Below are 268 nucleotides of genomic sequence, written 5' to 3' on the forward strand. Positions count from 1 at the left end.
CTACAATCTTTCTATTATGGAGAGTTTGATCCTGGCTCAGGACGAACGCTGGCGGCGTGCCTAATACATGCAAGTCGAGCGGAGTTGATGAGGTGCTTGCACCTCTGATACTTAGCGGCGGACGGGTGAGTAACACGTAGGTAACCTGCCTATAAGACTGGGATAACATTCGGAAACGAATGCTAATACCGGATACGCGGTACTCTCGCATGGGAGAATCGGGAAAGACGGAGCAATCTGTCGCTTACAGATGGACCTGCGGCGCATT

The 268-nt window shown here is 51.5% G+C and carries 1 rRNA gene (cut by a window edge); it reads left to right on the forward strand.

The annotated features are described in order from the left end of the window. Positions 1-13: 13 nt before the first annotated feature. A 16S ribosomal RNA gene (locus tag ACFO9Q_RS16290) occupies positions 14-268 on the forward strand (its annotated part continues 219 nt past the right edge of the window); the annotation flags it as partial.

The sequence above is a fragment of the Paenibacillus sp. GCM10023252 genome (assembly GCF_042653305.1).
In the GTDB taxonomy this organism is placed as follows: domain Bacteria; phylum Bacillota; class Bacilli; order Paenibacillales; family Paenibacillaceae; genus Pristimantibacillus.